Below are 25,254 nucleotides of genomic sequence, written 5' to 3' on the forward strand. Positions count from 1 at the left end.
AACTGAATCAAGCAATTCGTGTGGGTGCTTGTGGAGTCAGACTGATAGTCAACAAGATTATCAGCATCACAAGTTACTCCGCGAGAAATCAAAGATGTAACCAACGATTGCTGAGCCAAGTTTAGGGTTTCTTAAAAACCCAAAGATGTTTGAACTGAAGAGTTTGATCATGGCTCAGATTGAACGCTGGCGGCAGGCCTAACACATGCAAGTCGAGCGGTAGAGAGAAGCTTGCTTCTCTTGAGAGCGGCGGACGGGTGAGTAATGCCTAGGAATCTGCCTGGTAGTGGGGGATAACGTTCGGAAACGGACGCTAATACCGCATACGTCCTACGGGAGAAAGCAGGGGACCTTCGGGCCTTGCGCTATCAGATGAGCCTAGGTCGGATTAGCTAGTTGGTGGGGTAATGGCTCACCAAGGCGACGATCCGTAACTGGTCTGAGAGGATGATCAGTCACACTGGAACTGAGACACGGTCCAGACTCCTACGGGAGGCAGCAGTGGGGAATATTGGACAATGGGCGAAAGCCTGATCCAGCCATGCCGCGTGTGTGAAGAAGGTCTTCGGATTGTAAAGCACTTTAAGTTGGGAGGAAGGGTTGTAGATTAATACTCTGCAATTTTGACGTTACCGACAGAATAAGCACCGGCTAACTCTGTGCCAGCAGCCGCGGTAATACAGAGGGTGCAAGCGTTAATCGGAATTACTGGGCGTAAAGCGCGCGTAGGTGGTTTGTTAAGTTGGATGTGAAATCCCCGGGCTCAACCTGGGAACTGCATTCAAAACTGACTGACTAGAGTATGGTAGAGGGTGGTGGAATTTCCTGTGTAGCGGTGAAATGCGTAGATATAGGAAGGAACACCAGTGGCGAAGGCGACCACCTGGACTAATACTGACACTGAGGTGCGAAAGCGTGGGGAGCAAACAGGATTAGATACCCTGGTAGTCCACGCCGTAAACGATGTCAACTAGCCGTTGGAAGCCTTGAGCTTTTAGTGGCGCAGCTAACGCATTAAGTTGACCGCCTGGGGAGTACGGCCGCAAGGTTAAAACTCAAATGAATTGACGGGGGCCCGCACAAGCGGTGGAGCATGTGGTTTAATTCGAAGCAACGCGAAGAACCTTACCAGGCCTTGACATCCAATGAACTTTCCAGAGATGGATTGGTGCCTTCGGGAACATTGAGACAGGTGCTGCATGGCTGTCGTCAGCTCGTGTCGTGAGATGTTGGGTTAAGTCCCGTAACGAGCGCAACCCTTGTCCTTAGTTACCAGCACGTCATGGTGGGCACTCTAAGGAGACTGCCGGTGACAAACCGGAGGAAGGTGGGGATGACGTCAAGTCATCATGGCCCTTACGGCCTGGGCTACACACGTGCTACAATGGTCGGTACAGAGGGTTGCCAAGCCGCGAGGTGGAGCTAATCCCATAAAACCGATCGTAGTCCGGATCGCAGTCTGCAACTCGACTGCGTGAAGTCGGAATCGCTAGTAATCGCGAATCAGAATGTCGCGGTGAATACGTTCCCGGGCCTTGTACACACCGCCCGTCACACCATGGGAGTGGGTTGCACCAGAAGTAGCTAGTCTAACCTTCGGGAGGACGGTTACCACGGTGTGATTCATGACTGGGGTGAAGTCGTAACAAGGTAGCCGTAGGGGAACCTGCGGCTGGATCACCTCCTTAATCGACGACATCAGCTGCTCCATAAGTTCCCACACGAATTGCTTGATTCATTGAAGAAGACGAAAAGAAGCAGCCCGAAATTGGGTCTGTAGCTCAGTTGGTTAGAGCGCACCCCTGATAAGGGTGAGGTCGGCAGTTCGAATCTGCCCAGACCCACCAATTTTGTGTGGGAAACGCCTGTAGAAATACGGGGCCATAGCTCAGCTGGGAGAGCGCCTGCCTTGCACGCAGGAGGTCAACGGTTCGATCCCGTTTGGCTCCACCACTACTGCTTCTGTTTGTATAAAGCTTAGAAATGAGCATTCCATCGTTGTGATGGTGAATGTTGATTTCTAGTCTTTGACTAGTTCGTTCTTTAAAAATTTGGGTATGTGATAGAAAGATAGACTGAACGTTACTTTCACTGGTAACGGATCAGGCTAAGGTGAAATTTGTGAGTTCTCTTAATCGAGAAATTCGAATTTTCGGCGAATGTTGTCTTCATAGTATAACCAGATTGCTTGGGGTTATATGGTCAAGTGAAGAAGCGCATACGGTGGATGCCTTGGCAGTCAGAGGCGATGAAAGACGTGGTAGCCTGCGAAAAGCTTCGGGGAGTCGGCAAACAGACTTTGATCCGGAGATGTCTGAATGGGGGAACCCAGCCATCATAAGATGGTTATCTTGTACTGAATACATAGGTGCAAGAGGCGAACCAGGGGAACTGAAACATCTAAGTACCCTGAGGAAAAGAAATCAACCGAGATTCCCTTAGTAGTGGCGAGCGAACGGGGACTAGCCCTTAAGTGGCTTTGAGATTAGCGGAACGCTCTGGAAAGTGCGGCCATAGTGGGTGATAGCCCTGTACGCGAAAATCTCTTAGTCATGAAATCGAGTAGGACGGAGCACGAGAAACTTTGTCTGAATATGGGGGGACCATCCTCCAAGGCTAAATACTACTGACTGACCGATAGTGAACTAGTACCGTGAGGGAAAGGCGAAAAGAACCCCGGAGAGGGGAGTGAAATAGATCCTGAAACCGTATGCGTACAAGCAGTGGGAGCCCACTTTGTTGGGTGACTGCGTACCTTTTGTATAATGGGTCAGCGACTTATTTTCAGTGGCGAGCTTAACCGAATAGGGGAGGCGTAGCGAAAGCGAGTCTTAATAGGGCGTCTAGTCGCTGGGAATAGACCCGAAACCGGGCGATCTATCCATGGGCAGGTTGAAGGTTGGGTAACACTAACTGGAGGACCGAACCGACTACCGTTGAAAAGTTAGCGGATGACCTGTGGATCGGAGTGAAAGGCTAATCAAGCTCGGAGATAGCTGGTTCTCCTCGAAAGCTATTTAGGTAGCGCCTCATGTATCACTGTAGGGGGTAGAGCACTGTTTCGGCTAGGGGGTCATCCCGACTTACCAAACCGATGCAAACTCCGAATACCTACAAGTGCCGAGCATGGGAGACACACGGCGGGTGCTAACGTCCGTCGTGAAAAGGGAAACAACCCAGACCGTCAGCTAAGGTCCCAAAGTTATGGTTAAGTGGGAAACGATGTGGGAAGGCTTAGACAGCTAGGAGGTTGGCTTAGAAGCAGCCACCCTTTAAAGAAAGCGTAATAGCTCACTAGTCGAGTCGGCCTGCGCGGAAGATGTAACGGGGCTCAAACCATACACCGAAGCTACGGGTATCACGTAAGTGATGCGGTAGAGGAGCGTTCTGTAAGCCTGTGAAGGTGAGTTGAGAAGCTTGCTGGAGGTATCAGAAGTGCGAATGCTGACATGAGTAACGACAATGGGTGTGAAAAACACCCACGCCGAAAGACCAAGGTTTCCTGCGCAACGTTAATCGACGCAGGGTTAGTCGGTCCCTAAGGCGAGGCTGAAAAGCGTAGTCGATGGAAAACAGGTTAATATTCCTGTACTTCTGGTTATTGCGATGGAGGGACGGAGAAGGCTAGGCCAGCTTGGCGTTGGTTGTCCAAGTTTAAGGTGGTAGGCTGGAATCTTAGGTAAATCCGGGATTCTAAGGCCGAGAGCTGATGACGAGTTAACTTTTAGTTAACGAAGTGGTTGATGCCATGCTTCCAAGAAAAGCTTCTAAGCTTCAGGTAACCAGGAACCGTACCCCAAACCGACACAGGTGGTTGGGTAGAGAATACCAAGGCGCTTGAGAGAACTCGGGTGAAGGAACTAGGCAAAATGGCACCGTAACTTCGGGAGAAGGTGCGCCGGTGAGGGTGAAGGACTTGCTCCGTAAGCTCATGCCGGTCGAAGATACCAGGCCGCTGCGACTGTTTATTAAAAACACAGCACTCTGCAAACACGAAAGTGGACGTATAGGGTGTGACGCCTGCCCGGTGCCGGAAGGTTAATTGATGGGGTTAGCTAACGCGAAGCTCTTGATCGAAGCCCCGGTAAACGGCGGCCGTAACTATAACGGTCCTAAGGTAGCGAAATTCCTTGTCGGGTAAGTTCCGACCTGCACGAATGGCGTAACGATGGCGGCGCTGTCTCCACCCGAGACTCAGTGAAATTGAAATCGCTGTGAAGATGCAGTGTATCCGCGGCTAGACGGAAAGACCCCGTGAACCTTTACTATAGCTTTGCACTGGACTTTGAATTTGCTTGTGTAGGATAGGTGGGAGGCTTTGAAGCGTGGACGCCAGTCTGCGTGGAGCCAACCTTGAAATACCACCCTGGCAACTTTGAGGTTCTAACTCAGGTCCGTTATCCGGATCGAGGACAGTGTATGGTGGGTAGTTTGACTGGGGCGGTCTCCTCCTAAAGAGTAACGGAGGAGTACGAAGGTGCGCTCAGACCGGTCGGAAATCGGTCGTAGAGTATAAAGGCAAAAGCGCGCTTGACTGCGAGACAGACACGTCGAGCAGGTACGAAAGTAGGTCTTAGTGATCCGGTGGTTCTGTATGGAAGGGCCATCGCTCAACGGATAAAAGGTACTCCGGGGATAACAGGCTGATACCGCCCAAGAGTTCATATCGACGGCGGTGTTTGGCACCTCGATGTCGGCTCATCACATCCTGGGGCTGAAGCCGGTCCCAAGGGTATGGCTGTTCGCCATTTAAAGTGGTACGCGAGCTGGGTTTAGAACGTCGTGAGACAGTTCGGTCCCTATCTGCCGTGGACGTTTGAGATTTGAGAGGGGCTGCTCCTAGTACGAGAGGACCGGAGTGGACGAACCTCTGGTGTTCCGGTTGTCACGCCAGTGGCATTGCCGGGTAGCTATGTTCGGAATAGATAACCGCTGAAAGCATCTAAGCGGGAAACTAGCCTCAAGATGAGATCTCACTGGAACCTTGAGTTCCCTGAAGGGCCGTCGAAGACTACGACGTTGATAGGTTGGGTGTGTAAGCGCTGTGAGGCGTTGAGCTAACCAATACTAATTGCCCGTGAGGCTTGACCATATAACACCCAAGCAATTTGACTACTCTAACGAGCATCAGATTGCGGTGTGTGAGGACGCAATGAACCGAAAGTTCGACGCTCACAAAAACACCGAAAGCTGTCACATACCCAATTTGCTGAAGCGAGGCCAACTGGTCACGACTCAGTACCCGAATTTCTTGACGACCATAGAGCATTGGAACCACCTGATCCCATCCCGAACTCAGCAGTGAAACGATGCATCGCCGATGGTAGTGTGGGGTTTCCCCATGTGAGAGTAGGTCATCGTCAAGATTAAATTCCAGAACCCCTGTTTGCTAACGCAAACAGGGGTTTTGTTTTGGGCGGTCGAAAAGCCGGCTGCCTCTGGGACTCTCGCTTAAATAGCGTGCCGTTGGGGAAATCAATGCAAAGTGTTTCTGCATTTTTGGTATGGTGCAGCACATTTTCACAAGGACTGATCGTTACCCGCAGGAGGCGGCGTCGCTAATTTCCAACGAGATGCTGTAGAAATGCCTGAACCGATACCTATCAAAGATCACGAAAAAGAAAACCGCCTGGTCAACAAACGCTTGCTGGCCTGTGCACTGCTGGTGGTAGGCATCACCTGTGCCCTGGTGGGGCGTATGTATTTTCTGCAAGTGGTGCAGTACGACTACCACTCCACGATCTCGGAAAACAACCGGGTCCATGTACTGCCGATCACGCCAACTCGCGGCTTGATCTATGACCGTAATGGTGTAGTCCTGGCCGACAACCGTCCGAGTTACAACCTGACCATCACCCGTGAACGCACCACCGACCTTAAGGGTGAGCTGGACGCGATCGTCAATTTGCTGCATCTGCCTGCCGAAGACCGAGCCATGTTCGATAAGGCGCTTAAGCAGGCTCGTCACCCGTTTGTTCCGGTCACGTTGTTCTATGAGTTGAACGAAGAACAGATCGCTGTTTTGGCCGTCAACGAGTTCCGTCTACCAGGGGTGGACGTCGAGCCCCAGTTTGTCCGCCACTACCCGCTGGGTGCGCACTTTGCCCACTCCATCGGCTACGTCGGCCGCATCAATGAGAAAGAATCCAAGACCCTTGATTCCGTGGAGTACCGCGGTACCCAATCCATCGGTAAAACCGGGATCGAGCGTTTTTATGAGGCCGAGCTGCACGGCCATGTCGGTTATGAAGAGGTCGAGACCAACGCCCAGGGGCGCGTACTACGCGTGCTCAAGCACACCGATCCGATCCCTGGCAAAAACATCGTCCTGAGCCTCGACGTCAAGCTTCAGGAAGCCGCGGAAGAAGCCCTGGGCGACCGGCGTGGTTCGGTCGTGGCTCTGGACCCGCAAACCGGTGAAGTACTGGCCATGGTCAGCAAACCGAGTTTCGATCCGAACCTGTTCGTCACCGGCATCAGCTTCAAGGAATACGCCGCGCTGCACGATTCCATTGATCGGCCGCTGTTCAACCGCGTGCTACGTGGGCTCTATGCGCCGGGTTCAACCATTAAGCCGGAAGTTGCTATCGCGGGTCTCGACAGTGGCGTTGTCACCCCGCAAACCCGGGTGTTTGACCCTGGCTATTACCAGTTGCCGGACTTTGACCACAAATACCGCAATTGGAACCACAGTGGCGACGGTTGGGTAGACATGGACGCCGCCATCATGCGTTCCAACGACACTTACTTCTACGACCTGGCCCACAAGCTAGGCATCGATCGCCTGCACGACTACCTCGCCGAGTTCGGCCTTGGTCAGAAGGTGTCCCTGGACATGTTCGAAGAGTCCGCAGGTCTGATGCCATCCCAGGCCTGGAAGCGTGCGACCCGTCGCCAGCCCTGGTTCCCAGGCGAAACCGTCATCCTTGGCATCGGCCAGGGCTATATGCAAGTGACACCACTGCAACTGGCCCAAGCCACTGCATTGATCGCCAATAAAGGCATCTGGAACCGTCCGCACCTGGCCAAGACCATCAACGGCGTGCCTCCGGTGGATGAGAACCCGATGCCCAACGTGGTCTTAAAAGACCCGCGTGATTGGGAGCAGGTCAACCATGGTATGCAATTGGTGATGCACGACCCACGCGGTATCGCCCGGGCGGCAGCGCAAGGCGCCCAATACCGCATCGCCGGCAAGAGCGGCACCGCCCAGGTAGTGGCGATCAAGCAGGGTGAGCGCTACAACCGCAACAAGACGCTGGAGCGTCATCGCGATAACGCCTTGTTCGTCGGTTTTGCGCCGGCCGAACATCCGAAAATCGTGATTTCCGTCATGATTGAAAACGGTGAGGCCGGAGGCCGTGTGGCTGGGCCGGTTGTGCGGCAGATCATGGATGCCTGGTTGCTTGACCAGGAAGGTCATCTCAAGCCGCAGTATGCGACGCCAGCCAAAGCGCCAGGCGACCCACGCGTCTGACTCAGGCCTGCCACTCGTCCCAGCGCTCTAAGCCTTCATAGGCCAGCCATGGCACCTCATGGGCCATCCAGATATGCGAGGTGGGCCTGACGCCGGGATCATCGTCCAGCGTCGCCACCCGCACGATCACGTGGGGCTGATGCCCCCGTTCGGCAATCAGATGTGAGCCGCAGCGCGAGCAGAAGCGTCGGAGTTTCCCCGGCGAGGATTCAAAGGATGCCAAAAGCTCTTCACCGTGCGTCCAGCGAAAATGCTCGCGCATCACCCCGGCAGTGGCAACAAACGCAGCTGCGTGTGCCTTGCGACAGCTGTCGCAATGGCAGTGGCTGATGGGCATGTCCAGGCTGTCCACCTGATAGCGCACAGCTTTGCACAAGCAACTTCCATTCAATGGGTCAGTCATAACCTATGGCCAGGTCAAGGAGGGGGTCATCATCATCGCGCACAACGCAAGGTTGCGCATTGGTCGATGTCGCCTACTGTTCAAAGAAGGAGGTGACTCATGCACGTATTAGATCGAATCGAACGCAAAGTCCTGCTCAATGCATCGCGTAAACAAGTTTGGGAGGCTCTCACGGATGCCGAGCAATTTGGCAGCTGGTTCGGTATCGCGCTCAAGGGCAAAACCTTTGTAGCCGGGCAAACCATCGAAGCGCCAATTACTTACCCAGGCTACGAACATGTGGTCTGGAAGGCCAGGATCGAACGCGTCCTGCCGCAAACCCTGTTCTCTTTCTGGTGGCACCCCTTCGCGGTAGAGGAGGGCATCGACTACGACAACGAAACACCGACTCTGGTGGAGTTCACCATCGAGGATCACGCCCCCGGCATCCTGCTGCGGGTTGTCGAATCCGGTTTCGACCAGGTTCCCGAGGCACGGCGCCAGAAGGCGTTCAAGATGAACTCCCGTGGTTGGGATGAGCAGATGGGCAATATCGAAACCTATCTGAGCGAAACCCGACCAGTATGATGGTGGGCAAGGGGGCAGATCAGCCCCCCAACGTAATCACGTTCTAGAAATCAATCGACGCCGACAACTTCGCCACTCGCGGATCCCCCTGGCTCAGGAACCCGCCCTGGGCCGACTCCCAGTATTTCTCGTTGGCGACGTTCTCTACCGTGGCACCCAATGTCACCTCGCGCTTGTCCACGGCGAAGGTGTAGCGCGCACCCACGTCGAAGCGGTTCCAGGCCGGCAGGCTCAGGTTGTTGGCCGCGTCGGCGTACTGCCCGCCGGTGCGCAGCATACGCCCGCTGAGGCTTACGCCTTGCAGGCCGGGCACATCCCAATCCACCCCGGCGTTGAGCTGGAATGACGGTACGCCAATGGCACGGTTGCCGTCGTTGGCGCCGTTGAGGGTGCCCTTGAGTTCGGTTTTCATCAGGGTCACCCCGCCCAGCAAGCGCAGGCCGCTGACCGGTTCGCCGAATACGTTGAGCTCGACGCCCTTGTTGATCTGCTGACCTTCCCGCACGTAGCGGGCGGTGGTGGCGTCGATGGCCTCGGCATAACCCGCGCCGGGCTGCTCGATACGATATACACCCAGGGTCGCGCCATAGGTGCCCATGTCCACTTTGACACCCGCTTCGATCTGCTTGGACCGGGCAGGCGCATAAGCTTGCCCGCCACCGATGACCGTCAGGTTGCCTGATTTGAGCGGCGACGTCGGGCCCTGAGCCAGGCCTTCAATGCGGTTGGCATACAGAGATACGTGCTCCCACGGTTTGAACACGATGCCGTACACCGGCGTGGTGATCGATTCGTCATAGTTGGCGGTGCGGGTACCGCTCATGTAGTTGTAACTCTGCACCACCATCTGCTGGCGACGTGCACCAACGGTCACTAACAGGCGGTCATCGAAGAACCCCAAGGTGTCGGATACCGTGACGCTGCGCACGAATGTCTTGTCGGTGATGGTCGGATCGCTGAAGTCGGTACCTGGGGTATTGCGTGGGCTGTTGAGGGCCGGCGGCGCGCCGGTCACGGGGTTGTAGATATTGGTCGGGGTTTTTGCGCTGGCGAATACATAGGCGTTGCGCGCCTCGGTCCAGATGCCTGCCAGGCCGAAGTTGAGCCGATGGCTCACCGGGCCGGTGTGGAACTTGCCATTGAGGCCACCCATGGCACTGGTATTGTTTTCTTCGTGGGCGATAGTCGAGCCGCTGGCGCTGGCATTGCCGAGATTATCGCTCAAGGTCACCGACGAGTAGCGCCCCATTTCACGGCTGTGCTTGGCACCGGTTGCCGCGTAGGCGGTCCAGTTTTCATTCAGGTCATATTCGGCGCGCAGCATCCCCAAGGTGTCTTCAAGGTTGGTACTGCTCCAGCTTGGCGCGTAGTTGGTGTCTGCCGACGGCGCATCCGGCACCTGGGTGATGGTGCCAAGGAACACCGAGTTACGCCCACCGTTGATACGCTGCTTCTGATACACAAAATCACCGGACAGCCGCAAAGCATCGCCGCGGTAATCAAGGCCGACGGCAAACAGCTTCGAACGCTGGTTTTCATCGTCAATGCCGGTATCGCCTTCGCGCTGGGACAGGTTGACCCGTGCGCCAAACCGGTTGTCTTCGCCGAAGCGCTGGCCAATATCCAAGTGTTCGCCAATCCGCCCATCACTGCTGATGTCGGTGCTGAAACGACGCAGTGGCACATCATCGGCTCGCTTGGGTTGCAGGTTCACACCGCCACCAATACCCGAACCGGTGGGCGTGACGCCATTGATGAAAGCATTGGGGCCCTTGAACACTTCCACTCGCTCCAGGGCATCGGTGGAGATGATCTGGCGGGGTAGGACGCCATACAAGCCGTTATAGGAAATGTCGTCACCATTCAACGGCAAGCCACGGATCATGAACGTCTGTGACTGGTTCGCATACCCCGAGGCCTGGCGCACGGAGGAGTCATTGAGCAACACGTCGCCGACGGTTTCCGCCTGCTGGTCGCGAATCAGCTTTTCGGTGTAGGAGGACATGCTGAAGGGCACATCCATGATGTCCTGGTTGCCCAGCACACCCAGTTGGCCGCCGCGTGCAACCTGGCCACCTGCAAACTCTGGTGGCAGAGCCGTGGGCGCCAGGGCTTGGACATTGATGTTGGTGGCGCCCAGTTCCAGCACGTTGTCTGAGGCCGCTGGGGCTGCCGCTTGTGCCGCAAGGCTCACGGAGCAGCAAAGGGCGAGCAGGGTCGGGCGAAATGGCGCAGCGAAAAGATTGCAGAGGGGCATGGTCGATCCAGGCGGCTAACTTATGAGGAAGGGGGCAGCGACGTTGCGCTTCCTCACTGCGCGGATACGACTCCAACGCAAATGATAGTGATTGTTATTAATGTCCTGCAACAAATTTATGCGATTGCGCTCTGCGTGCGCGTTAACCTGCCGCGTTTGTACAGATGCCGAGTAGAATCACGCCCTGAAAGCGATTCCTGAGGTGCGGTACGGTGGATTTACAGCAGGGTTTTGTCCTGACCCGGCATTGGCGCGATACCCCGTTAGGCACGGAGGTCAGTTTCTGGCTGGCCACCGACCACGGGCCTCGGTGTATTCGCCTACCCGTGCAAACCTCGGTGATGTTCATCCCCGAAGTCCATCGCAAGCCGCTTGATTGGCTGCTCAAGGGCGAGCGCGATCTGGAGTTGCGTGCGCTGCAACTGTGCGACTTCCACCATCGCCCGGTCCTGGGCCTCTATGCCCGCCAGCACCGCCAATTGATGGACATCGAAAAGCGCCTGCGCAGCGCCGGGGTCGATGTCTACGAAGGCGACGTGCGACCGCCCGAGCGTTACATGATGGAGCGTTTTATCACTGCCCCCGTATGGTTCGGCGGCACGCCCGACGCGAACGGCACCGTGCTCGACGCGCAGATGAAGCCCGCGCCCGACTACCGCCCGCGCTTGAAGTTGGTGTCCCTGGACATCGAAACCACCGCCCAGGGCGATCTGTATTCCATCGCGCTGGAAGGCTGCGGCGAGCGCCAGGTGTATATGCTCGGCCCGCCAAACAAAACCGATGCCGTGGACTTCAAGCTCGACTACTGCGACACCCGTGCGCAACTGCTCGAACGCCTCAACCAATGGCTGGCCACCTTTGATCCCGATGCGATCATCGGCTGGAATGTGGTGCAGTTCGACCTGCGCGTCCTGCATGAGCACGCCCAACGCCTGAACGTGCCGCTGTTGTTGGGGCGTGGCGGTGAAGCCATGACCTGGCGCGAGCACGGCAGCCGCAATCACTACTTCGCGGCAGCGGCGGGGCGCTTGATCATCGACGGGATCGAAGCGCTGCGCTCGGCGACCTGGAGCTTTGAATCCTTCAGCCTGGAAAACGTCGCACAAACCCTGCTCGGCGAAGGCAAGGACATTTCCACCCCGTACCAGCGCATGGACGAAATCAACCGCATGTTCGCCGAGGACAAGCCCGCCTTAGCGCGCTACAACCTCAAGGACTGTGAGCTGGTCACACGGATTTTTGAAAAGACCGAGTTACTCAAGTTCTTGCTGGAGCGTGCCAGCGTCACTGGCTTGCCGGCCGATCGTAACGGCGGTTCGGTCGCCGCCTTCACCCACTTGTACCTGCCGTTGATGCATCGCCAGGGTTTCGTCGCGCCGAACCTGGGCGACAAACCGCCCCAGGCCAGCCCTGGCGGGTTTGTCATGGACTCACGCCCGGGCCTCTACGAATCGGTGCTGGTGCTGGACTACAAAAGCCTTTACCCATCGATCATCCGCAGCTTCCTGATCGACCCGGTGGGCTTGATCGAAGGCCTCAAGCATCCCGACGACAGCGACTCGGTAGAGGGCTTTCGCGGCGCACGTTTCTCCCGCACCCGGCACTGCCTGCCGTCCATCGTCACTCGCGTATCCGAAGGTCGTGAAGAGGCCAAGCGCGAGCACAACGCACCGCTGTCCCAGGCCCTGAAAATCATCATGAATGCCTTCTACGGCGTGCTCGGCTCCAGTGGCTGTCGGTTTTTCGATACGCGGTTGGCGTCGTCGATCACCCTGCGGGGGCACCAGATCATGCGCCAGACCCGCGAGCTGGTGGAGGCCCAGGGTTATGAAGTGATCTACGGCGACACCGACTCTACCTTCGTCTGGCTCGGCAGCGCCCATTCTCCGCAGGATGCCAATCGCATCGGCCTGGCGCTGGTGCAGCACGTCAATGATTGGTGGCGCGCCCACCTGAGCACCGAGTACGGCCTGCGAAGTGCTTTGGAGCTGCAATACGAAACCCACTTCAGCCGCTTCCTGATGCCGACCATCCGTGGCGCGGAGGAGGGCAGCAAGAAGCGCTACGCCGGTTTGGTGGTGCGCGACGATGGCAGCGAAGAGATGGTCTACAAAGGCCTGGAAACCGTGCGCAGCGATTGGTCGCCTCTGGCCCGGCAATTTCAGCAGGAACTCTACCGGCGCATCTTCCATCGCCAGCCCCATCAGGACTACATACGCGACTACGTGCGCCGTACCCTGAGCGGCGAATTCGACGAGTTGCTGATCTACCGCAAGCGCCTGCGCCGGCCCTTGCACGACTACGAACGCAACGTCCCGCCCCATGTGCGCGCGGCACGCCTGGCAGACGAGTACAACGACCGCCTGGGGCGCCCGCGCCAGTACCAGCGCGGTGGCTGGATCAGCTACGTGATCAGCGTCAACGGCCCCGAACCCTTGGAAGTGCGGCAAGCGCCCATCGACTACGATCACTATGTGACCCGGCAATTGCAGCCCGTTGCTGACGCGATCCTGCCGTTTGTGAATGATGACTTCGGTACCCTGGTGGGCGGGCAGATGGGGCTATTCTAGGCAATGGATCACACTGTCCCTATCGCCCATCGCTCAGGAGGCAACGCCCATGTACACACTTTATGGCACCGACGAATCCGGTTCCTGCATGATCGAAATCGCCCTGCAGCGCTGCGCCGTGCCGTGGCATCGCGTGGACGCCAGCTCCTGGCAGGACGGCGAGGGCAGCGACGCTCTTGCACGTATCAATCCACTCAAGCAGATCCCCACCCTGGTCACCCCCAATGGCCAGGTGCTGACCGAAAGCGCCGCTATCCTGATCCACCTGGGCCTGGAGTACCCCAAGTCCGAGTTGCTGGCCGGCGATCGTGCGCAGATCCTGCGCGGGCTGTTGTACATCGCCGCCAATTGCTATTCGGCGATCGGCATCATCGACTACCCGCAACGCTGGTTGGGTAATGCTGATGAGGTGCAGCAAGCGCAACTGGTCAGCGGCACACGGCGCTACCTGCACCAGGCCTGGGTCGTGTTTGCCGATCAGTTTGCCGACCAGCTGTTTACCCCGGGCAATGTGCCGAATGCACTGGGCATCATGGCGGCGGCGGTGTCGCGCTGGGATGACGCGCGCGAGGTGCTCGGCAACCTGGCGCCGGGCTTTGCGCAGAGCCTGGAGCGGGTAGACGCCGACCCTGTTGTGGCCCCGGTTTTTGCCCGGCATTGGCCGCAGTGGAAGGTCTCGTAACCGGAAGAAACAATGCTCCGGCCACTGTCCAAGCCCTTGCGTCGCGGGCGTCCTGACCTACTCTTCTCAAAGTGATGTAGGAATCATCCTTGAATTTGACTGTCGCAGACATGAAACTCAAGAACCCTGCATGGAATTCAAAGGAGGTGCGCATGCTCATCCGGTCGCTGACCCTGGCTACCTTGATGGCTTTTACGGGGCCGTTGTTGGCCGCTGATGATAATCCGCTCAAGCAGGAGTTGGGTAAGACGCGCCCGCTGGTGGTCGTGGAGCTTGATGCTGGAAACCCGACACTGGCAACGCTGAAGAAACAACTGGAAGAGGCTGCCACCAAGCAGTCCTTCGAAGAGCGCAGCATGGTGTTCTACACCGTCAAGTTCGGTAGCATTGGCGCCGAAGGGGAGAAGTTCGCCAAGGACCCAAAGGACAGCAAAAAGCTCACGCCGCCTGAAACCAACGCGCTGATCCGTGCCCTCAAGCTCGGCGTCGGCAGCGGCACCAAGGTGATCCTGATCGGCAAGGATGGCGAGAAGAAACTGGAGAAGACCGTACCGCCGGATACCCTCGACCTGAAGGAATTTTTCAGCGCCATTGACCAGATGCCGATGGCCGAGAAAGAAGCGGCTGCTCCGGTTGTGCCAGAACCTGCGCCTGCGCCTGGCAAGAACGCTACCAAAGCGGGTAAGGCAACCAAGCCGGCTGCGCCTCAACAGCTGGATGACTGAGTCCGTGCAGGAGCTGGCTTACCAGCTCCTGCGCAGGCCGTTGCGGTGGTGGCTCCAGTTCACTGTTTCCACGGCTTGAACCACCCAGCCAACCCTCCCAATACCAGGGCCGCCGTCACGGTACTCAAGCCCAGTTGCCAGCCATCGTTTTGCAGTGGATGCAAGATGACGGCTGCAGAACCCAGTAATACCGCACTCAGCCCCCATTGCAGCGGCCAGCGCAGTTGCCCAAGCAATTGCTGGCGTTGCATCAGCAGCAGGTTGGTGACGATAACCCCGCCCAACGCCGCCAGGGCGATACCCGGCAAACCCAGAAAGTACGGCAGCAGCACCAACAGCAAAGCGTTGACCCCGCTGCCCAGCAATTCGCAGCGCAAGGGCAGGCGCGTGTCGCCGCTGGCATAGGCGTAGCGGGCGAGCATAGCGTTCCAGGCGCCGAACACCAATGGCGTCGCGAACCAGGCCAGCAGGGCGGGCAGTGGGCTGTCGGCGCTTTGGGCGGGCATCAGCAGATGAATCAGCACCGGGCTGGCGCCGATCAGGCCGAGGGCGGCCGGCAGGCTGAGCAGGGTCGCAGCATCCAGGCCTCGGCGCAGCAGGGCCAGGCGCTGCTGGCCTTGTTCGCCGCTCATCATGCCCAGCAGTACCTGGTTGAGGCTCATCAGGGCGATCAAGGGCAGATTGATCAGTTTGCGTGCAAGGTTGACCCACGTGACGGCACCTTCCCCCAGGTAACTGGCGATCAAGCGCTCGAGCAGCGCCAAACCCTGGCTGGCGACATTGCTGGCCAACAATGGCCCGATGCGCCCCAACAGTTCGCGGCCCGCCAGCTTGTCGCCAGTGACTTGCCACGGCCGCCAGCCGAAAGACCAGACCGGCGCCAGCAGTGGCAGGCACATCAATACACTGCCGGCAAAAAAGCTCATGGCCAGTTCGCCGCTGTCGCTTGCGCTGCCACGGATAAACAGGTACAGCACCGGCGGCAGGTTGAACAGCAAAGAGCCCAGCCCCGGCAGCACAAAACGCTGGCGTGCCTGCAAGGGAATACTGAACAACCCATGCATCACCAGGCCCGGCGCACAGGCCGCCAGCCAGCGCAAGTTAGCGGCGGCTTCGGCATGGGCTGCGGCGTCCAGGCCGGGGCCGATCAGGCGCACCCACAGCGGCGCGCCCAGCGCCAATACGGCAAACAGGGCCAGGCCTACTCCCAGCAGGCGTGGAGAAAGGCTGGCCAGCCAGGCTTGCTGGCGTTGTGGGTCGCGTTGTTGATAGAGGGGCAGGGCAGCCGCCGCAAGCAAGCCGGCGGCCAGGGTCATGCGCAACGCTTCGGGCAAAAACACCGCCACCAGAAACCCGTCGCTGCGGCTGCCCGCGCCCCAGGCCGCCACCAGCAGCCATTCGCGGGCAAAACCGGCGACCAGCCCGGCGAGGGTCGCGACGGTCAGCCAGAGCGTGCTGCCGAACATCAGTGGAACAGGGTGAACAGGCCCTTGCCACCCACCTTATAGTTCAGATCATGGCAACGTTCGCCCATGATTTTGGCCCCGGAACCGCCAATGATTTTGTAGGGGGCCACAGCCTTGGCCACCACGGTATTGGCGCTGATCACCGAACCATGACCCAGGTGCGTGCCGTAGCCGATCAACGCCCGGCTGCCGATCCACACATAGTCGTCGATGTAGATCGGCCCGGAAATCGACCAGAACTCCGGTGCCTGCAAATCATGACTGCCGGCGATGATCAGCACGTGGGAGGCAATCGCCACGTGGTTGCCGATCACCAGCCCGGCGCGGGCGTCTACCTGGCAATGCCAACCGATCACCGTATCGTCACCGACTCTCAAGTTGTGGATGCCCAACACTTCGGTGTTACGCCACAAGCTTGTGCCCTTGCCGATCTTCGCGCCGCCCAGGCGCAGCCAGGCAATGCGCACATGGTGGCTGGGGATCTTGTTGATCAAAATGTTGTAGGCCATGTCCCAGGCGTTGCGCCAGCGATCCTTGATCGTTGCCCAGTTTTTGCCATAGCGCGGCAACAGCTTGCCCGGCAGGTCCTGTTTCATACGGCGGAACAAAAGGCGGGCCACCGGGTGCTCAAGGGCGGGTTCCAGGTCGATGGAGTTTATCCAGAAGCGCTTGTTGTCGCCTTCACCTTCTTCAAATACCACGTCGTTGGCCAGGCACCAGTCCAGCGCCTCTTCCAGGTCTGGCAGGCTCACGCCCATTTCAGCGGCCAGCGTGGGGAGGCGGTCACGCAGATCGGTGGAGTGGATCATCCGGTGCTTCATGGTTGGTTATCCTTTGGCACAATAGCAGCAACAGGGGCGGTAATGGAGGGGCGCAGACGCACCTGTTGCAGGCTCATGCCCATCAACAGCCAGAACAGCGCGATCAGTACAAAGGTGAAGCTGAAATAGTGGTCGAAAATCCCCGTCAACAGCGCTGCCATCACGCCGCATATGCACCCCAGCCACAGGGCGTTGTCGGCGGTGACCTTGCGCACCTGGCCCAGGGGCCGCACTTCACGCCACCACAACACCGTGACGGTGATAAACAACAGCATCCCCGGAATGCCGACCTTGTAGATGAAGTTCAGCCACAGGTTGGAGATGCCCAACAGGTTGGTGCCGGGTACGGGTGGGTCGATCTTGAAGCCGATCCCCAGGGGGTATGTCGACATGGCCTCGGGGAATCTTGCGTACTCGTCGAAGCGGATTTCGGTACTGGCATTGGTGGACGAGAAGATAGTCAGCAAGCGCTCCTGCAACGGCGGGTAGAACATCACCAGCGCAACCCCAAACGCCACGCCGATACCGATGATGCGCCCGCTGTTGGGTACGCGCTTATAGGTCAGCCAGATCAGCACCAGCGCCAGGGCCACGATGGCGCCACGGGAAATACTCAGCAGCAGACCGGCGCAACCCAGCACCGCCACCGCCAGGCCCAGCGCCCGGCGCCAGCCGCTGCGGGTCCAGCCGTAGAACAGTGCCAGGGGGATAAACAGCACCAGCACGCCACCCGTCAGGTTTGGGTGCACCCAGGGCGAGGCCATGCGCGTGTAGTTGGCGGAAAAAATATCCTTCACCGCTTCCGGGTGGGCGTACTTGAGGTCGGTAAGCACCTCGATCATCGACATGGCGTTGCGCGTTTTCAAAAACATGAAAATCGACAGCAACAGCATCGCCAGGTTGCCCAGCAGCAGGGCGACCACCACCTTGTCGCGGTCGGCGTCGGTGCGCAGCAGCAACGGCACGATAAACAGCAACGACAGGTTCATCAGCCAGCGTACCCAGTTCACCGGCCCGTTGCCTTCGGCATGGATGATGACCATGCCCCAGATAAACGGAATAGTGCTGAACAGCATCAACCACATCAGCGCGCGCTCGGTCGGACGCCACAGGATCAAGCCGCGGGTCTTGCCGATAAACGATTGCCAGAACACCCCGACCCAGGTCAGCCCCAACACGGCTTCGCTGATGGTGGTGCGGATCCCCAGTTCCAACGTGGTGTAGGGAATGCTGGTGGCCAACACCGCGAAAATCAGCAAGCCCCACAGGGGAAAGCGGATCAGGGTCAAGGCCACACCCGCGCCGGCCACGACCAGCAAGGCCTTGATCGGCGACAGGGCCAACAGCAAAATGCCGAAGACCAGGCCCAGGAGCAGACTGATGAGTTTTCCTGGCAGCATTAGCGGTCCAATTCCTTGAGCAAAGTATCCAGGCGCGAGCGATAGGCCGGTTCGGCAAATTGCCGGGCCCAGGCGCGCTGCGTTTCGGCGTCTGCCGTGTTGCCTGCGGTTGCCAGTTGCTGCATGACGTTCTGCAATTGCCTGGCATCATGTGGGTCGAAGCGCGGGGCGCCGGGCGGCGCGACTTCATCCAGGGCGGAACCGCGTGCCACCGCCACCGGCGTGCCGACACTCAAGGCTTCCACCACCGGCAGGCCAAAGCCTTCGGCATAAGACGGCTGCCATAGGCAGTCGGTATGACGGTAGAGGGCTTGCAGTTGGCCGTCGGATAAACCGCTGCACCAATGCAGGCCCGGCAGTTCGCCAAGGGCGGACGGTACATCGCTGGCATGGCCCACCAGCACCAGGTCCGGCACCTCAGGGTTCGCCGCACGGCAGGCCTGCCATTGGCGCAGGAAAAATGCCATGTTCTTGCGCGGCTCCCGTGTGCCCACCACCAGCCAGTAACGCGCCGGCAGGTTGTCTGGCAGCGGCTCTGGCGCTGCATTCAATTCGGGCACCAGGTTGCTCAACACCCGGAACTTGGCCCGGGCCCAGGGGAATACTCGGGCGGCTTCGTTGCAGGAAAACTGCGAAGGGCACCACACCCGGTCAGCCTGCCACACCGACCAGGCAATCGAGGCGCCGTCGATCAAGCGATAGGCCAGGGCCTTGAGCCTGGAGCGATGGAAGTTACGCTGAGTCAGCTGAAACAGATCATGCAGCACCAGGACATAACGGGTGCCGGCGGGTTTGCGGCACAGCGGCAAGCCCATATTGGCCGTGGCGATGTGCAGGTCGATCTGTTGCTCGTGCAAGGCTCTGGGCAAAAATTTGCGCTCGAACCGCAAGCGTACCTGCGGCCGTTGCAGGCCATCCAGCGGGCTGGCCCACGGTGGGCAAATGGCGTTCTGGCGTTGCGGGTGGTCCAGGGGCGCCTCAGTGAACAGCACCACCTCGGTGTTGCCCCGCGCGCGCAGGGCATCTTCCAGCGCCAGGACCTGGCGGGCGATGCCCGACAAGGGCGCAACCGTGGCGGGGCGATAGTCCAGGGCTACGCGCATGGCTGAGACTCCTTAGAGGCGATCAAGGTGCGGTAGATGTGCTCCAGTTCGTCACCGGCCACCGCCCAGTCGTGGTAATGCCGCGCATAATCGCGTGCCGCATCGGCCAGTTGCCGGGCCAGCAGCGGCTGATCCAGCAAACGCACGATGGCATCGGCCAGGGCCTCGGCGCTTTCGCCCGCGAGGTAATGCGCCTGGGGTTGCACCGCCAAACCGGAAACACCCTGGGCCGTGCTGACCAGCGGCAAGCCGGCGGCCATTGCCTCCAGCACCTTGAGCTTGGAGCCGCCGCCATGGCGCAACGCGGCGACAAAACCGGCGCAGCGCCGTTGCAGGGCGCACAGATCAGGAACAAACCCCAGCCACTCGACACGTTCATCCGGCCAACGGTCGCGCCAGTGTTCGGGCAAGCCGTAACCGGCCACTGCCAGGCGCGCGTTCGGACACTGCAGCCAGACCCGGGGGAATATCTCCTCAAGCAACCACTGCACAGCGTCCAGGTTCGGTGCGTATTCGTAATTGCCGACAAACAACAAACGCTGGCTCTGTGCATCGGCACTGACCTGGGCGAAGGCACGGCTGTCGACGCCATTGACTACCACGCTTACCGGCGTTGCAGTCAACGGCCGCATGGCCTGGGCGTCCGCGTCGGTCACCGCGATCACATGGGCGGCGGCATCGAACGCCTTGCGTTCCCATTGCCGGCAGCGCCATTGGTCGTACTGCACGAACGGCGCAGCCCACTTGGGGAAACGGTCATAAGTGGCGCCACCCAGGCTTGACTCCAGGTTGTGCTCGGTCAGCACAAACTCGCGCTGGCGCTGCTGCAAGGTGCGCAGAAACGGTTGCAGGCTGTAGCTGTGTTCCACTTGAATCACGTCCCAGCGCTCGTTCAACAGTTGCGCAAATTGGGCTTGCAACGGTGCCGACAGGCCATTGACCGTGGTCAACAGCGGCCACGGTGCAAATACGCCCGCGAGCAGGGTCATCGGGTGTTTCAGCGGCCGGCGCGGCACCACGATCAGGCGTTCGAGCAACGGTTCAAGGGCTGCGTGCACCGCGTCACCGGCCGGTGTCTTCGATTGCGCCAGCAGCGTGATGCGATGCCCGCGCTCACTCAAGGTGCGCAGCAAATGATACTGCCGGGTCTTGCCGCCGCTGGTGGTCGGCCACGGCAGATAGGGCACAATCCATAGGATTCTCATGTACAGCTCTCCATGCCCGGGGCTACCACACCAGTATCTGCAAACTCGGCTTCACCGCTGGGCGAATACCGTTGTCGTCGTTCAGGGGCTGCCGGGCTCCGGTCAGCGGGTCCAGCAGTTCTGCGTGTTTGATGTCCGGCAGGCTGATGCTGCTGCCTTTGGCACTCCAGTACATCAACAAGTGTTTTCCGTCAGGCCGAGTCCAGGCCACGCTGTAGAAACTGTCCGGCACATCCTCAAGCTTGGGCGTGGTGCCGGGTTTAAGGGAGGGGCCGGTGATCTCAAGGAAGCGGGCGAGGGCGGTGTATACCGGCTTGGGTTCGCCGTCCAGGTTCAGCAGGCCGTAATGCTGGTCGCGTGGCGAGGCGCGTTGGTCGAGGTCGGACAGCGCGAACAGGAAAATCTTCTGATAGTCCTGGGACGCCATCAACGCCAGGCGGCGCAAGGTGTAGTCGGCCTGCCCGTCGATACCGATCAGGTCCTGCATCTCCTTGGGGCCGGCATAGCTGGACCAGCCCCACTCGGTAGCCCATACGTTCTTGATCCCGGCGCTGTGCAGCATGGTATTGAGTTGATCGCCGCGCAGCAGCACTTCGTTCTTGCCCGGTTCATCGGTTTCCGGGGTCATCGAATAAGGGTGATAGGCCGCGACCATGCCCAGGTTTTGCACGCCCAGTGCGCCGAGCGCTTCGAACATCAGGGTTTTGCCCCGCGGCGGCATCTGGCTGTAGTACGCCATGCCGCCCATGACCTGCAGTTTGCCGGGCGCAGCAATATTCAACGCCTGGTGACTGGCCAATAACAATTGCCCGTACTCCTTGGCGTTGACTTTGGGGCGCCAGTTGTTCGGCAGGTTCTGCTCGTTCCACACCTGCCAGGCATCAATATTGGGGTAGCGCTTGGCCAGGAGTGCCAGGCGCAGCGCGTAGATTTCGGGGTCCCGCGGGCGATACTGGTCCTGGAACTGCGCGCCCTTGGGGGCGGTGGTGATAAAGGGCGCCGAGCCCACCAGGTAAAACACCGAGCGGATTTTTTCAGCGCTCAGGGTGCGGTCCAGTTCATCGAAGGTGCTGAGTTGATAACCGTCTTCTGTGGGCTCCAGGCGATCCCAGTGCAGGTCGACCCGCACCCATTGCAACCCAAGTTTCTTGTATTGCTTGATCTGCTGGCGGTACTGCTCGGGCGTGAACCACAGAAAGTGCGCGTTCACGCCAAGGAAGTCCTTCCATACCACAGTGCGCTCCGGGGCCAGATTCACCGGCTGCGCATCGACTTTTTCACTCGACAGCAGGGCGCCACCCACGGCGATTGCCAGCACCAGCGGCAGATAGCGCCACATCGGGCGAACAGATGAAATATTCATCGCAACGGCTCCTCACAAGCATCCCGAAATAATTCGGCAAAACGTTGGGCTGTGGTGGCCCACTGGCGTTGGTGGCCGATTTCCGCTGCCCGGGCAGCCCATTGCCGGGCCTGCTGCGGGTCGAGGATCAAGCGGTTCAAGGCGTTGCTCAAGGAATCGATATCGCCCTGCTGATAGGTGATGCCATTGCCGCCGGCCACCTCTTCAGCAAAGGCACGCGCATTGGAGGTGATCACCCCGCGCCCGCAGGCATTGGCCCACGACAGCGCGCCACTAGTGCCACGCATCTGTCCCAGGAAACCGAGTTTTTTCGATTCACGGTAGGGCAGCACCATCACATGGTGCGCCTGGATCGTAGAGGCGATCTGCGCCGATGGCAGGTCCAGCTGCCAGTCCACCACATCCTCCAGGTGCAGCGCGCTGATCTGTTGGCGCAGGCCGTCGAGGTAGTTGCCGGCCGGGTCGAAGGTCATTTCCGGGGCGGTGCCGCCGGCCAGGGTCAGGCGCACCTGGCCTCGGCATTGCGGGTGAGCGGCCAGTGACTGGGCCAGGGCCTGGAGCAGATCTTCAATGCCCTTGCCGCGATAGATAAAGCCGAAATACAACAGACGCAGCGGCGCAAGCGGCGGCAAGTCCTGGGGCGCGATGGGCAGGTTGCCGTGAGCAATCACCGCCACTTGCTGCGGGCGCAGGCCCATGCGTTGGCGCAGGCAGTCGCCTCCCAGGCGGGTGAGGGTGATCAGCCGGCGCATACCTTTGGCCAGGCGTCGTTCTTCGTGCAAGGTCAGCGGGTCGGCCAGCAGCGCCGCCGCCTGGGGCAGCGGGTGGGGCAGGCGTTCGAGCAGGGTCAAGGGGAAAAACAGCTTGGCCCGGCGCCAGATCAAGCGCTCCGGGTCATGCACCGTGGCGGTCAACGGCAGTTGTGGGTGTGCCCGACGCAGGTAGTCAAGCGCCTGGAACTCACCGAAGCGCCCACCTCCCAATTCGGCATGGACCAGGTCCACACCGTGCCAGTCAAAGGCTTGCAAGCGCTGCAACTGTTCAGCCAGGTCCTGGCAACCCGCGAGGGGGGTCACCACTTCAAGGCCCAGTTCGATCAACGCGTTGCGCAAATGCGCGGCGTAATCGGCGATTCCGGTCTGCTCCGGTGGCAGAGGTGCCAGCAATGCAATACGCATCAGGCCGCACCGCGCCAGCTGTTGATCCGCGCCAGGACCTTGGCCGGTACTTCGAAGCGGCGGCGGTTGAGGATCATGCCGTCGACTTTGCCGAACGCGGTGGTCAGCAGCGACACCGCGTTTTCGATGGTCGGTACGGTACTGGTGCGGGCTTCGATCACCAGCACGATCTGGTCGGCACGGCGTAGCGTCAAAAAGGCCTGCGGGTTGGACGACAAGGCCGAGGCGTCCAGCAACAGCACTTCACCCGCCGTGGGCGCGTTCGCCCCGTCGACCGAGACGCGGTGGCCACGTTCTTCCAGCAGGCGCTTGAGCTGCTCGATGATAAACGTCACGCCCTCGCCATGCCGCGCCGAGGTCAGGCCCAGGGCAAAGCCTTCACTGGCGATGCGCTCCAGGGGCAGCAGGCTGTACAGGCGATAGAGGCTGGCGGTGACGGCGGCCGGCGTGGCGTCTTGCACGTCGGGGATGCTGCTCCACAGCGGCACCTGGAACATCTCCTGCAAGCGTGTGCCATCGTGGATACGTTGGTCCAGCAGGTACAGCACATAAATGGTCAAAAAGCCCACGGCTACGCCGGCGGGAATGGCGAACAACAGAATCAGCAGGCTCTTGGGAAACACACGTGACGGGTTCAGGGTGGCGTGTTCGATCAGCGCGATGTTGCTGATCTGGCTGTTGTCCAGTTCGTGGTCGATACGCGCCTGTTCAAGATTGTCCGAGTACAAGGCGTAGCTTTTTTCGGCGGCGCGCAGTTGTTGGCTCAGCTTGTTGAGTTCCGGCTCATCGGTCATCGCCTTGTCACGCTGGTCACGCAGTTCGGCGAGGGTCTTGTCGTAGTTCTCGATCTCCCCGGCCAGTTTGCGCTCTTGCAATTGGGCGTCGATCACTTGCTGCTTAACGTTGATCACCAAGCTGTTGGGCGCAGTGTTTTGCGAGCGTTCCAGGCGCGTAGCCTCCTGAGCGCTGAGGGCTTCGATGTCGCGGATGTTCTGCTCGATCTGATTGACCTGCGGCGTGCCCGGCAGGTAGGTGCGCAACAGGCGTGCGCGTTCCACTTGCAGCGCATTGAGCTGGCGCTTGAGGTCCAGTTGGGTGGGATTGAGGCTGGTTTCGCGCATCGTCACCACGTCTGCCGGCTGGCTCTTGATCTGCTGGCTGGCGTTGGCCAGGAGGCTGCGAATGCCCGAGATCTGGTTTTGTGCGCTGACCTTGGCGTCGGTGACACGGTCGATCTGACTGGTGAGGTTCTTCAGGCGCGCATCGACACTGATCGAATCGATCTGCTTCAAACGGCCTTGCAGTTGGTCCTTCAGGCTTTGGATATTTTCCGCCACCTTGGCGCGTTCGGTTTCGTAGAAGGTATGCAGGCTCTTGCGCCCGAGAATCCGCGCACGTTCCTCAAGGTAGGCGTTGACCCATTCCTCGACGATTTTTTGCGCCACCGCCGGGTCGTCCCAGGTGAAGGAAATCTCGATCACTGAAGAACCCGGCTCGTGACCGGCTTTGAAGTTCTTCTCCAGCGAGGTCGCCAGGCGCTCCAGCGGGCTTTGTTTCTCGGCAAGGCCTACGAACTGCAGCACGCTGCGCACGCCGTTGATGACTTCGCCAACGCCCTTCTTGACGTAGAACTTGGTGACCTTCCAGAAGCCTTGCGGCGGCTCGGAGGTCATCGCCATATAGCGCTCGGCAACGATATGCACGATGGGCCGGCCCGTGAGCATTTTTTCTTCGTCGACAATCGGGTCGTGCTGGGTGCTCGGGGCAATCAGCGTCTGGCGGTTGGCGGCTTCGATCGGCAAGGTGGTGTTGTCCCGCCCCGGCTTGACCAGCAAGCGTGCGTCGGACTCGTAGCGAGCCGGCAACAGGAAGGCACCCAGCACCGCGACGACGATCGTGGTGATCACTGCCAGTTTGAATTCGCGGCGGTAGATGAAAAACAGCCGCAGCAGGTCGCGAAGAGAGCGGATTTCGATCACAGGATCACTCCATTGATAGGGAGGTGAAGATAGGGCGCAGGTGCATGCATCGAACTAC

At 59.2% G+C, this 25,254-nt stretch carries 15 protein-coding genes, 2 tRNA genes and 3 rRNA genes; 10 read left to right on the plus strand and 10 right to left on the minus strand.

Translation table 11 applies throughout. The annotated features are described in order from the left end of the window. Positions 1 to 151: 151 nt before the first annotated feature. From LJX92_RS09620 to mrdA, 6 genes are all read left to right on the plus strand, one after another. Positions 152 to 1,688, plus strand: a 16S ribosomal RNA gene (locus LJX92_RS09620). An 82-nt stretch (positions 1,689 to 1,770) separates the two neighbouring features. After that, positions 1,771 to 1,847 (plus strand) — tRNA-Ile (locus LJX92_RS09625). A 30-nt stretch (positions 1,848 to 1,877) separates the two neighbouring features. Then, positions 1,878 to 1,953: transfer RNA gene (locus LJX92_RS09630), tRNA-Ala, on the plus strand. A 247-nt stretch (positions 1,954 to 2,200) separates the two neighbouring features. Next, positions 2,201 to 5,092 (plus strand): 23S ribosomal RNA (locus LJX92_RS09635). Between the two features lie 158 nt (positions 5,093 to 5,250). Beyond that, a 5S ribosomal RNA gene (rrf, locus tag LJX92_RS09640) occupies positions 5,251 to 5,366 on the plus strand. Together the 16S, 23S and 5S rRNA genes with 2 tRNA genes alongside form the textbook arrangement of a ribosomal RNA operon. Before the next feature lie 218 nt (positions 5,367 to 5,584). Next, a complete protein-coding gene (mrdA, locus tag LJX92_RS09645; protein WP_005786773.1) occupies positions 5,585 to 7,477 on the plus strand; it encodes a penicillin-binding protein 2 in 1,893 nt (630 codons plus the stop codon). Between the two features lies 1 nt (position 7,478). Here mrdA and LJX92_RS09650 read toward each other — a convergent pair whose 3' ends face one another. After that, positions 7,479 to 7,880, minus strand: coding sequence for a GFA family protein (locus LJX92_RS09650; RefSeq protein WP_032876924.1), 402 nt, complete (start codon positions 7,878 to 7,880; stop codon positions 7,479 to 7,481). Positions 7,881 to 7,979: 99 nt separating this feature from the next. Here LJX92_RS09650 and LJX92_RS09655 point away from each other — a divergent pair, with 99 nt between their 5' ends. Then, complete coding sequence (locus tag LJX92_RS09655) at positions 7,980 to 8,447, plus strand: SRPBCC family protein (RefSeq protein ID WP_032876921.1); 468 nt, start codon at positions 7,980 to 7,982, stop codon at positions 8,445 to 8,447. Positions 8,448 to 8,490: 43 nt separating this feature from the next. On the opposite strand, the gene LJX92_RS09660 is transcribed toward LJX92_RS09655, so the two are convergent. Continuing rightward, entirely contained in the window at positions 8,491 to 10,704 is a 2,214-nt protein-coding gene (locus LJX92_RS09660) for a TonB-dependent receptor (RefSeq protein WP_228309655.1), read from the minus strand. A gap of 212 nt (positions 10,705 to 10,916) precedes the next feature. On the opposite strand from LJX92_RS09660, the gene LJX92_RS09665 reads away from it, so the two are divergent. The 3 genes from LJX92_RS09665 to LJX92_RS09675 all read left to right on the plus strand — a co-directional run bounded on the left by LJX92_RS09665 (position 10,917) and on the right by LJX92_RS09675 (position 14,681). After that, on the plus strand, positions 10,917 to 13,274 hold the full coding sequence (locus LJX92_RS09665) for a DNA polymerase II (protein ID WP_223019135.1): 2,358 nt from the start codon (positions 10,917 to 10,919) through the stop codon (positions 13,272 to 13,274). 49 nt (positions 13,275 to 13,323) lie between these two features. Next, positions 13,324 to 13,956, plus strand: coding sequence for a glutathione S-transferase family protein (locus LJX92_RS09670; protein ID WP_032876914.1), 633 nt, complete (start codon positions 13,324 to 13,326; stop codon positions 13,954 to 13,956). 152 nt (positions 13,957 to 14,108) lie between these two features. Next, positions 14,109 to 14,681, plus strand: coding sequence for a DUF4174 domain-containing protein (locus tag LJX92_RS09675; RefSeq protein ID WP_032876911.1), 573 nt, complete (start codon positions 14,109 to 14,111; stop codon positions 14,679 to 14,681). Positions 14,682 to 14,740: 59 nt separating this feature from the next. On the opposite strand, the gene LJX92_RS09680 is transcribed toward LJX92_RS09675, so the two are convergent. From LJX92_RS09680 to LJX92_RS09715, 8 genes are read right to left on the minus strand one after another with little or no spacing between them, the layout of a single operon-like run. Further along, positions 14,741 to 16,147 carry a lipid II flippase MurJ gene (locus LJX92_RS09680; RefSeq protein ID WP_032876909.1) on the minus strand — a complete coding sequence of 469 codons (1,407 nt, stop codon included), beginning with the start codon at positions 16,145 to 16,147 and terminating at the stop codon, positions 14,741 to 14,743. Then, on the minus strand, positions 16,147 to 16,968 hold the full coding sequence (locus LJX92_RS09685; protein WP_228309656.1) for an acyltransferase: 822 nt from the start codon (positions 16,966 to 16,968) through the stop codon (positions 16,147 to 16,149). Before LJX92_RS09685 ends, LJX92_RS09680 begins: the two co-directional genes overlap by 1 nt. Continuing rightward, on the minus strand, positions 16,965 to 18,368 hold the full coding sequence (locus LJX92_RS09690) for an O-antigen ligase family protein (RefSeq protein ID WP_228309657.1): 1,404 nt from the start codon (positions 18,366 to 18,368) through the stop codon (positions 16,965 to 16,967). The genes LJX92_RS09685 and LJX92_RS09690 overlap by 4 nt, the downstream gene beginning before the upstream one ends. Then, the gene (locus tag LJX92_RS09695; RefSeq protein WP_228309658.1) at positions 18,368 to 19,471 is read right to left on the minus strand and encodes a glycosyltransferase family 4 protein; all 1,104 of its coding nucleotides are present in this window, start codon (positions 19,469 to 19,471) and stop codon (positions 18,368 to 18,370) included. The genes LJX92_RS09690 and LJX92_RS09695 overlap by 1 nt, the downstream gene beginning before the upstream one ends. Then, on the minus strand, positions 19,462 to 20,676 hold the full coding sequence (locus tag LJX92_RS09700; RefSeq protein WP_078820819.1) for a glycosyltransferase family 4 protein: 1,215 nt from the start codon (positions 20,674 to 20,676) through the stop codon (positions 19,462 to 19,464). Before LJX92_RS09700 ends, LJX92_RS09695 begins: the two co-directional genes overlap by 10 nt. A 22-nt stretch (positions 20,677 to 20,698) precedes the next feature. After that, positions 20,699 to 22,039 carry a beta-xylosidase gene (locus tag LJX92_RS09705; protein WP_228309659.1) on the minus strand — a complete coding sequence of 447 codons (1,341 nt, stop codon included), beginning with the start codon at positions 22,037 to 22,039 and terminating at the stop codon, positions 20,699 to 20,701. Beyond that, positions 22,036 to 23,217, minus strand: coding sequence for a glycosyltransferase (locus LJX92_RS09710; RefSeq protein WP_228309660.1), 1,182 nt, complete (start codon positions 23,215 to 23,217; stop codon positions 22,036 to 22,038). The genes LJX92_RS09705 and LJX92_RS09710 overlap by 4 nt, the downstream gene beginning before the upstream one ends. Further along, positions 23,217 to 25,196, minus strand: coding sequence for a GumC family protein (locus tag LJX92_RS09715; protein WP_228309661.1), 1,980 nt, complete (start codon positions 25,194 to 25,196; stop codon positions 23,217 to 23,219). Before LJX92_RS09715 ends, LJX92_RS09710 begins: the two co-directional genes overlap by 1 nt. Between the last annotated feature and the right edge of the window lie 58 nt (positions 25,197 to 25,254).

This window comes from Pseudomonas sp. HN8-3, from assembly GCF_020790195.1.
Classification (GTDB): Bacteria; Pseudomonadota; Gammaproteobacteria; order Pseudomonadales; family Pseudomonadaceae; genus Aquipseudomonas; species Aquipseudomonas synxantha_A.

Bases quoted from the DNA above. Each gene is read 5' to 3' on its own strand.
- mrdA (WP_005786773.1), top strand. From the start codon at position 5,585: ATGCCTGAACCGATACCTATCAAAGATCACGAAAAAGAAAACCGCCTG.
- LJX92_RS09650 (WP_032876924.1), bottom strand. From the start codon at position 7,880: ATGACTGACCCATTGAATGGAAGTTGCTTGTGCAAAGCTGTGCGCTAT.
- LJX92_RS09655 (WP_032876921.1), top strand. From the start codon at position 7,980: ATGCACGTATTAGATCGAATCGAACGCAAAGTCCTGCTCAATGCATCG.
- LJX92_RS09660 (WP_228309655.1), bottom strand. From the start codon at position 10,704: ATGCCCCTCTGCAATCTTTTCGCTGCGCCATTTCGCCCGACCCTGCTC.
- LJX92_RS09670 (WP_032876914.1), top strand. From the start codon at position 13,324: ATGTACACACTTTATGGCACCGACGAATCCGGTTCCTGCATGATCGAA.
- LJX92_RS09675 (WP_032876911.1), top strand. From the start codon at position 14,109: ATGCTCATCCGGTCGCTGACCCTGGCTACCTTGATGGCTTTTACGGGG.
- LJX92_RS09680 (WP_032876909.1), bottom strand. From the start codon at position 16,147: ATGTTCGGCAGCACGCTCTGGCTGACCGTCGCGACCCTCGCCGGGCTG.
- LJX92_RS09685 (WP_228309656.1), bottom strand. From the start codon at position 16,968: ATGAAGCACCGGATGATCCACTCCACCGATCTGCGTGACCGCCTCCCC.
- LJX92_RS09690 (WP_228309657.1), bottom strand. From the start codon at position 18,368: ATGCTGCCAGGAAAACTCATCAGTCTGCTCCTGGGCCTGGTCTTCGGC.
- LJX92_RS09695 (WP_228309658.1), bottom strand. From the start codon at position 19,471: ATGCGCGTAGCCCTGGACTATCGCCCCGCCACGGTTGCGCCCTTGTCG.
- LJX92_RS09700 (WP_078820819.1), bottom strand. From the start codon at position 20,676: ATGAGAATCCTATGGATTGTGCCCTATCTGCCGTGGCCGACCACCAGC.
- LJX92_RS09705 (WP_228309659.1), bottom strand. From the start codon at position 22,039: ATGAATATTTCATCTGTTCGCCCGATGTGGCGCTATCTGCCGCTGGTG.
- LJX92_RS09710 (WP_228309660.1), bottom strand. From the start codon at position 23,217: ATGCGTATTGCATTGCTGGCACCTCTGCCACCGGAGCAGACCGGAATC.